The following is an 8,115-nucleotide window of genomic DNA, read 5'->3' on the forward strand; positions in this document are numbered from 1 at the left end:
CCAGTTATTGACATTGGCAAGGTATATTACCGGTGGCTTCGCATTCCCCGCCATATTCGCAACGGAAGATGATTCGAGATGGACAGCAAAGCGATGAAGTTTCTGGAGAAGCTATGCAACAGTTCCGGTCCCTCAGGTTTCGAGCGCGAGCCCATCCTACTTATGAAGGAATACCTGGCCCCATACTCCGACAAGATCTACAACGACAAGCTCGGCAACCTGTTCTTCGAGAGGGTCGGGAACAAAATAGGTCCGACCGTGCTCATCCCCGCGCACATCGATGAGATCGGGTTCATCATAACTGCCATCAACCCCATAGGATACCTGAGCTTCCATCAGCTTGGGGGTTGGTTCGATCAGGTGCTTCTGGGTCAGAGGGTCAAGATCATGTCGAGAAAAGGCATGGTGCGCGGTCTGGTCGCATGCAAGCCGCCCCATGTCATGGACGCGGAGGACCGCAAGAAGGTCATAACCAAGGACAAGATGTTCATCGACGTGGGAGCGTCGAACCGAGAGGAGGCGGAGGCCATGGGCATCCGCATCGGGGACGCGGTCGTCCCGGATTCCTCTTTCTACAGCATCACCAAGAAGGCCTTCAAGGATGGAAAGGGGAACGGTGAACGGACGCTCATCTTCGGCAAGGCCTTCGACAATCGTATCTCTTCTTACATGGCCGCAGAGCTGATGCGCGAGCTGAAAGAGGGAAAGGTCAAACACCCCAATCGAGTCATCGCTGCCGCCACGGTCCAGGAAGAGGTTGGCCTCAGGGGTGCGCGCACCGCCGCAAGTTATGTGAAGCCTGACGTGGCGATCGTGCTCGACGTCGACGTGGCGGGTGATGTGCCAGGCATCGAGCCGCATATGGCCCCCGCCAAAATGGGCGAGGGCATCGCCATCACCACATTCGATGCCAGCATGATCCCGAACCAGCCTCTGAAGGAGCTAGCCATCTCCGTATGTGAGAAGAACAAGATACCGTACCAGCTGACGCACACCATCGGAGGGGGAACGGACGCGGGGCAGATCCATCAGTCCAACATCGGCTGCCCGAGCATCGTCATCGGAGTGGCCATGAGGCACATGCATTCCCACGTGGGCGTCATCGACATGGTGGACGTAGAGGGTGGACTTCGGGCGGTCAAAGAGCTGATCAAGGTCCTGGACCGCAAGAAGGTGGATTCGCTCACAGCCATCTGAAAGAAGGTGGCCAAGCACCAAAAGATATAAGAGCGATTAACAAATGACGAATCCTGCCTAATAGCCCCTACTGGTGAAGCTTATGTCCGATGACAAGATCGAGAAGACCATCAAGATCAACAAGGGAGACATAGTCCGCCTGGAATACAGTGCTTGGATCGCTGACAGCAACGAGATGTTCGACACCTCCATCGCCGAGGTAGCGAAGGAGAGCGGGCTGTTCAACGAGAACGTCACCTACGGTCCGATCCCGGTGCTGGTCGGCTCCGGCCGGCTGTTCGAAGGACTGGACGAGGCCATCATGAACTCTTACGTGGATGAGGAGCGTGAGGTCGATATCGCCCCGGAGAAGGCTGCCGGCCCCCGAGACCCCAAGCTGGTGGAACAGATCCCGGTGCGCGAATTCCTGCGCCAGGAGATCGAACCGAAGATCGGCATGGATGTCAATATCAAGAACCGGGTGGGGATCATCACCGGCATCACCCCCCGCATCGTCCGGGTGGACTTCAACCGCCGTTTCGCTGGCAAGAGCCTGAAGTACAAGTTCAAGGTCACCTGCAAGCTGATCGAGGACGCGGAGAAGGTGCTCGCGCTCCTGGAAATGGACTACGGCACCGGGAACGGCTTCGTCCCGACCATTGAAGGGGAGAGCTTCAACATCGTCGTGCCGGACGTCTGCAAGTACGATCAGAAATGGGTATTGGTCAAGTACAAGATCGTGGCCGACCTGCGCGAAGCCCTTGGCGCGAAGACCATTCGCTTCATCGAAGAGTACGTCAAGAAGGACGAGGAGATCAAGAAGGACGAGGAGAAGAAGGTGGAAGAGGGTAAGGAGGAGCGCGAGCCGGAAGAGCTTCCGGTCCAGTGATCTCTTTTTCTTTCCCTGGTCTCGTCTTTTCCAGATCATTATCTTCCCAGGGCGAGTGGCCTAGACTGGATATGGCAGCAGCCTCCTAAGCTGCAGGTCCGGGGTTCGAATCCCCGCTCGCCCGCTCCCACTTATTAGCCAGACAATTATTCTGATTCAATTAAAAAAAGCATTGGGCCAATAAACCCTTTGATTGTTTTTTTCTTTTTTTGTCCAACACCTCTCTTCTTCTATGTTAGCATGGGTCTTTCTACACATTACTCCTGGATATTCGACCCCTTTATGCCATCCGTGAGCCTGCTGGCTATCATTCCCTCATCCATACGGACAATTCATTTGAACATCAGGCAGAGGTCTAGGACGTATCGGGATGCGGTGAGGTTCGGGCTTTAGAATTCTGACTAATTAGATGAGAGAATGAGTGGACAAAGGATTTTCTTGCGTAACAACATTCTGGAGTAAGAATGTCATCTCAGGTCAAGGTAAACATGAAAGTGTGCGGCAAGGTCCATCTGATCGAGGTGGTCATGCTTCCGGACGGCAACTTCGAGGTCACGGCGGAGACCAAATGCGACAACGTCAAGGAGTTCGTCGAAATGATCAAAACGCTCTCAATAGCGGACCTCACGGATAAAGCCAACAGCAAAGTGTGGGAGAGCGTGAAGCATTCCAGGATGAGCGCCACCTGCTTGGTTCCCGCAGCGGTCTTTTGCGCTGCCTGGATGGAGGCCGGTCTGTTGTCAAAGAACCTGGCCAAGGCGGCGGGGAGCAACAGCGTGGAGTTCTTCTGACCTCGGCGAGACGAAGAGTCATTAAGACCACCAATCTCCAATAGTCGCCCGGAGCGTTCCCAGATGAAGGATTATGATCTCATCGTAATAGGCTCAGGCGCGGGCATGAACGTGGCCGCGAAGGCCCGGAGCCACAATCTCAAGGTCGCCGTGGTCGAGGATGGGCCTTTGGGAGGGACCTGCCTCAACCGGGGCTGCATTCCCAGCAAGATCCTGATCGAACCCGCCACCTTGATAAGGGAGATCGAGGACGGCAAGCTCATCGGAGTTATGGCCCGGGTGGAGAGCGTGGATTTCAAGCTGATCCGGGAGCGCATGTGGAGCCTGGTGCTCCAAGACCGAAAGCAGATGGAGGCTGGGGTGGCTCAAGATACCGGATTGGATTTCTACCACTTGCGGGCGCAGTTCGTCGGCACGAAGGTCCTTCAGGCGGGGGCAGAGCAGATTCGCGCCCCCAAGATCATGATCGCCTGCGGCGTTCGCACCTCAGTGCCGGACACACCCGGTCTGGCGGAGACCGGTTACCTGACATCGGAGACCGTCTTCGATATCGACAGGCTACCCAAGAGCCTGGTCATCCTGGGTGGGGGCCACAAGGCCTGCGAGTTCGGGCACTTCTTCTCCGCTCTGGGAACGGCGGTCACTATAGTCGGTCACAACCCGGCGCTCCTGCCTAGGGAGGAACCAGAGGTCAGCGATCTGGTGGCGACGAAAATGGGAGAGCACGTTCAGATCCGCACCAACCGGGATGTGTTAGAGGTTCGGCGTGTGGAAGAAGGGAAGACCGTCCGATTCCTTGACCGAGCATCAGGCAAGATCGAACAGGTGCAGGCCGAGGAGATCATGCTCACCACCGGAGTGAAGAGCAACGCCGACCTGCTGAACGTATCCGCAGCGGGCATCAAGACCGACGCCAAGAACTACGTGGTGGTGAACGAGTACCTGGAGACCTCGGTGCCTGGCATCTGGGCCTTCGGGGACGTCATCGGACGCCACATGTTCCGCCATACCGCCAATTACGAGTCGGACGTGGCCTGGTTCAACGCCTTCGGCAAGGTGAAGGTGAAGCTGGACGAGCACGCGGTGCCTCATGCTGTCTTCACCTATCCCGAGGTCGCTTCCGTAGGCATGATCGAGACGGATGCCAGAAAGCGTGGCCGCAAGTACTTCGTCGGCTTCAGCAAGTTCCGCGATTGCGCCAAAGGCTACGCCATGGGGGACGAGGACAGCTTCGTCAAGGTCCTGGTGGATGCGGAGACATTGCGCATCCTGGGAGCGAGCATCGTCGGGCCGCAAGCCTCGATACTGTTGCAACCCATCGTCTATCTTATGAACTGTGCTGACCAGACGTACACCCCGATCGCTCGCAGTCAGGTCATACATCCGGCGCTCAGCGAAGCGGTGGTCAATGCCTTCGCCAATCTCATGGACCCAGAGCACCACCACGAGCGTTCGAGGTAGGATCGCTCAGAGGAGGCCGCGCGAGCCATTCTCCTCGTGGACCGGCACGCTATTCATGATTCGCACGTGCCTCTGCCCGATCATTCCCACTAGGAATGGTACGGGGGGCGTGAAGTAAATGAGCGAACCCATCAGGGCCAGCAGCTTCTTGCCAGTACCTATCTCCTTGACCTTGTTCAGGGTGGGGTTGAAGCTGTCACTATCATCTAGACCGCCAAAGAATGAGCGGAGGATCAGACGGTCGGAGGCAAGGGTCACTCCCATGCTCCATGCCACCACCTTGTACATCGGCATCGGTTCTCCGCCCACGTCAGTGCGCTTGGCCAGGATCTCGCGCCTCAGGTCCTCCGCCCTGCTACCTTCGAAGATGGTGTGGGCGCAGCCGATGGTGTTGAGGGCGTGCGAATCGCTGCCTGCCACCTTTGCCCATCTGCCGGAGCGACAATGGTCGGCCGCCTTCTTGTTGGCATAGCCGTCCACATGGCCTGCATTGAGGATCTCCAACGCATCCAGGTCCAATTGGTCAACCTTCAAACCCAGGGCGGGCACGTGCATGCTGAAGGGGTGCGGAGCGATCGACAAACCTCCTTGGCTCCGGATGCGTTGGATGGTCTCTGCGGCGGACAAACCCCTGGGCACGTCCTCGTTCAGGAACAGGCCGATGATCTCGCCGTCCGAGGAGCTGACCTCTTCCCCAATTACCACTTCCGTCCCTGGGAAGTCCTTGGCCGTCTCGCTTGCCTTGAGACCGCCGTGGATGGTGTTGTGATCGGTGATGCAGACCACCTGCAGGCCAGCGCTGTTCGCCTGCTTGACCACGTCCCTAGGCTCGTTCACCGACTCCGGGAATCTCAAGAAACCGAGGCGGGCAAGTCCAGAATATTTGGTATGCACGTGCAGATCGGCCCGGCTTGGCATCTGGGTGAGGAAAAGGCTACCACATTAAAAAGCATTCGCCCCAATCCCTTGCCTACCTGAAGGCCAGAAGAGCGAACGCCGAAATTGCTTAAGTGGGAATCACATTACACCGCCACAATGGACCTTATCGCCTGGGGCGTGCAAGTGCTCAAGGACATCATCGAAGGCCTCGGTTATCCGGGCATAGTGATGTTGATGGGATTGGAGAGCGCGTGCCTACCGGTGCCAAGCGAGATCGTGATGCCCTTCGCCGGTTGGCTGGCGTACGAGGGCAAGCTGGACCTCGTCCTGGTCACGCTCATGGGAACGCTGGGATGCACCCTCGGGTCGGTGGTCGCCTACAAGGTGGGAGAGCACGGAGGGCGGGCCTTCATCTGCCGTTATGGCAAGTACATGCTGCTCAGTGAGAGGTCAATCGAGAACAGTGAGCGTTGGTTCCGGAAGTATGGCGATGTGGCCGTGTTCGGTAGCAGGCTGCTGCCTGTGGTTCGTACCTTCATATCCCTGCCAGCTGGCATAGCGAAGATGCCCTTTTGGCGGTTCGTTGTCCTGAGCACGATCGGCTCGCTGCCCTGGTGCCTCTTCCTCACGTATCTCGGCTACGTGCTGGGAGCCAACTGGCAAAGCATCGAAGGGGCGTTCCGAGGCTTCGAGGTGGTGGTGGTGCTGGCGGTATTGGTAGCGATCATCTACTTCTTCATCCACCGACGCAGGAGGAAGCGCAAGCCAGAGTTCTGCCCTCCTGAACTCAAGAGCGATCAGACAGAGTAGTAGTATTCGCCCTTCTCCTTCTGCTCCTTATCCAGGCGAGAACCGGGCTTGTTTATTCGCGGTCGGTTGGTGTCGTTGTCCCGACGGAAAGTGACGTCCACAGCGCTCAAGAACATATTCATGCCTCGGCGCATCTCGAACGGCCCTCTGCCAAGACCCTCCGAACCCGGCTTCCCGGAGAATACCATCATCGCGTCCGAGACCATGTCCAGGAAGTAGATGTCGTGGTCCACCACCAGGGCGCTGCGTCCCCGTTTCTCCATCACCCGACGGATGGTCTTGGCGGCCTCCATGCGCTGGTTTGAGTCAAGATAGGCGGAAGGCTCATCCAGCAGATAGACATCCGCTTCTCGAGACAGGCAGAGAGCAATCGCCACCCGCTGCAGCTCCCCTCCGGAAAGGTTGACGACCTGCTTCTCGTACAGGTTCTTCATCGTCAGGGGATTGGCGATCTCCGATTCGAAAAAACTGGAGTGGAAGAAGTCCTTGACCGTATTGTAGAAAAGGTCACTGACCGTGCCTTCGAACTCCGGGTTGATGTATTGCGGCTTGTAGCTCACAGGCACCTTCTTCTCGATCACTCCGGAGGAAGGCTGCAGTGTTCCGGCCAGCACCTTCACGAAGGTGGTCTTCCCTATGGCGTTCGGTCCGACCACTCCCACCGATTCACCTACCCGGATCGTCCCCCCTTCCACCTTCAGCTTGAAGCCAGGATATTCGCACTCTATCTCTGGGTAGTCGAGCAATGAGACCGTCTGCCATTGACCTCGCGGCGGCCGATCCTCGAAGACGATGGGATAATCCCGGAAACGGATGTTCTCCTCCCTCATGTAGCCATCAAGGTAGGTGTTGATCGCCACTCTCACCTGCCTCGGCTGGGCATACACTCCGAACGCTCCCTCGCTACCATAGACCAGATAGGCGTTGTCGGCCAGGAAATCGAGAATGGCCAGGTCATGTTCGATGACTATGACATGCTTGCCATGGCTGAGGGAATGGATGATCCTCGCCACTTTGATCCTTTGGTAGATGTCCAAATAGGAGGAGGGCTCGTCGAAGAAATACACGTCCGCGTCCTTGAGCACGGTCGCCGCGATGGCCACTCGCTGCAGCTCCCCCCCAGAAAGCTCGCTCAGAGGCCGGTTCACCACCTCTGTCAGCTCCAGCATCTCCGCCACCTCCCCCACCGTCATCCTCTCCGCCACCTTGTCCAGCAGTTCGTGCACCATTCCCTTGTGCACGCCTGGTAGCTTGTCAACGTACTGGGGCTTGAGGGCCGTGGCCACTTTGCCATCGTACACTCGCTGCAAGAACTCCTTGAGCTCGGTGCCCGCAAAATGGTCGAGCACCTGCTCTTTGGTCGGCGGCTTCTCGTAATTACCAAGGTTCGGCACCTCTTGGCCAGAGAGCAACCGGAACGAAGTGGATTTACCTATCCCGTTCGGACCGAGGACGCCGGTCACCAAACCGGACTTGGGCACGGGCAACCGGAACAGACGAAAGCCGTTCAAGCCGTACTGATGCACGATCTCGCCTTCCAGCTCGTCCGGCAGACCGATGATCTTGATGGCCCCGAAGGGGCACTTGTGCACGCAGATCCCGCAGCCGACGCACAGTTCCTCCACTATCTCTGGCTTGCCTTTATCCCCGATGACCACGGTTTGAACTCCCGTGCGGACCTTGGGGCAGTACTTGAGGCATTCGGTGTTGCACCGCTTCGGCTGGCAATGGTCCTTCAGCAGGACGGCGATTCGCATGATAGACCAAGCAACAAGCAGGACCGATAAAAAGGTGATTGTAAGTTGGAAAAAAGGAAAAAGATGAAGAAGTGGGTTCGCCAGCTCAATGGCTGTAAACCCAGTTCATGTTTTTGCCTTTGGTGACCTTATAGACCCAGTACTCCTTGCCGCCGAACTTCACGACGTCGAACTTCGCGCGGGGGTCCCCCCATGCATAGTAGGGCGGGTTCAACGGCTTCGCCTTGGTCACACGAAGGTTGTTCTCCTTCTCATCTGCATACTTCTTCTTCAGCTCGGCGACGATCTCGTCGGGGACACCGAAGGTCATTTCCACTTCTACCAAATTCTTTCCTCCTAATAGGGCGTTCCA

At 57.2% G+C, this 8,115-nt stretch carries 8 protein-coding genes and 1 tRNA gene; 6 read left to right on the top strand and 3 right to left on the bottom strand.

Annotated elements, in window-relative coordinates:
• The first annotated feature begins 78 nt into the window (after positions 1-78).
• From NT137_04390 to NT137_04410, 5 genes are all read left to right on the top strand, one after another.
• Positions 79-1,197 carry a M42 family metallopeptidase gene (locus NT137_04390; protein ID MCX6652577.1) on the top strand — a complete coding sequence of 373 codons (1,119 nt, stop codon included), beginning with the start codon at positions 79-81 and terminating at the stop codon, positions 1,195-1,197.
• A gap of 82 nt (positions 1,198-1,279) precedes the next feature.
• Positions 1,280-2,065, top strand: a complete 786-nt coding sequence (locus NT137_04395; GenBank protein MCX6652578.1) for a peptidylprolyl isomerase — start codon at positions 1,280-1,282, stop codon at positions 2,063-2,065.
• Positions 2,066-2,114: 49 nt separating this feature from the next.
• A tRNA-Arg gene (locus tag NT137_04400) sits at positions 2,115-2,189 on the top strand.
• A 340-nt stretch (positions 2,190-2,529) separates the two neighbouring features.
• Entirely contained in the window at positions 2,530-2,856 is a 327-nt protein-coding gene (locus NT137_04405; protein ID MCX6652579.1) for a hypothetical protein, read from the top strand.
• Between the two features lie 63 nt (positions 2,857-2,919).
• Entirely contained in the window at positions 2,920-4,317 is a 1,398-nt protein-coding gene (locus NT137_04410) for a dihydrolipoyl dehydrogenase (protein ID MCX6652580.1), read from the top strand.
• Positions 4,318-4,323: 6 nt separating this feature from the next.
• Here the strand turns inward: NT137_04410 and NT137_04415 are convergent, their stop codons facing one another.
• Positions 4,324-5,235 carry a PHP domain-containing protein gene (locus tag NT137_04415; GenBank protein MCX6652581.1) on the bottom strand — a complete coding sequence of 304 codons (912 nt, stop codon included), beginning with the start codon at positions 5,233-5,235 and terminating at the stop codon, positions 4,324-4,326.
• A gap of 117 nt (positions 5,236-5,352) precedes the next feature.
• On the opposite strand from NT137_04415, the gene NT137_04420 reads away from it, so the two are divergent.
• Positions 5,353-6,006 (top strand): DedA family protein, encoded by a 654-nt coding sequence (locus tag NT137_04420; GenBank protein MCX6652582.1) that lies wholly within the window; start codon positions 5,353-5,355, stop codon positions 6,004-6,006.
• Here the strand turns inward: NT137_04420 and NT137_04425 are convergent.
• Positions 5,994-7,763: a ribosome biogenesis/translation initiation ATPase RLI gene (locus NT137_04425; protein ID MCX6652583.1), complete on the bottom strand. Its 1,770-nt coding sequence runs from the start codon at positions 7,761-7,763 to the stop codon at positions 5,994-5,996. The two genes, NT137_04420 and NT137_04425, sit on opposite strands and share 13 nt — an antisense overlap.
• A gap of 85 nt (positions 7,764-7,848) precedes the next feature.
• Positions 7,849-8,115: hypothetical protein (locus tag NT137_04430; GenBank protein ID MCX6652584.1), on the bottom strand; the 267-nt coding region annotated here is incomplete at its 5' end.

Source organism: Methanomassiliicoccales archaeon, from assembly GCA_026394375.1.
In the GTDB taxonomy this organism is placed as follows: domain Archaea; phylum Thermoplasmatota; class Thermoplasmata; order Methanomassiliicoccales; family UBA472; genus JAJRAL01.

Excerpts from the sequence above, each read along its gene's own strand:
- NT137_04420 (MCX6652582.1), top strand. The coding sequence starts at position 5,353 with ATGGACCTTATCGCCTGGGGCGTGCAAGTGCTCAAGGACATCATCGAA.
- NT137_04395 (MCX6652578.1), top strand. The coding sequence starts at position 1,280 with ATGTCCGATGACAAGATCGAGAAGACCATCAAGATCAACAAGGGAGAC.
- NT137_04405 (MCX6652579.1), top strand. The coding sequence starts at position 2,530 with ATGTCATCTCAGGTCAAGGTAAACATGAAAGTGTGCGGCAAGGTCCAT.
- NT137_04390 (MCX6652577.1), top strand. The coding sequence starts at position 79 with ATGGACAGCAAAGCGATGAAGTTTCTGGAGAAGCTATGCAACAGTTCC.
- NT137_04425 (MCX6652583.1), bottom strand. The coding sequence starts at position 7,763 with ATGCGAATCGCCGTCCTGCTGAAGGACCATTGCCAGCCGAAGCGGTGC.
- NT137_04415 (MCX6652581.1), bottom strand. The coding sequence starts at position 5,235 with ATGCCAAGCCGGGCCGATCTGCACGTGCATACCAAATATTCTGGACTT.
- NT137_04410 (MCX6652580.1), top strand. The coding sequence starts at position 2,920 with ATGAAGGATTATGATCTCATCGTAATAGGCTCAGGCGCGGGCATGAAC.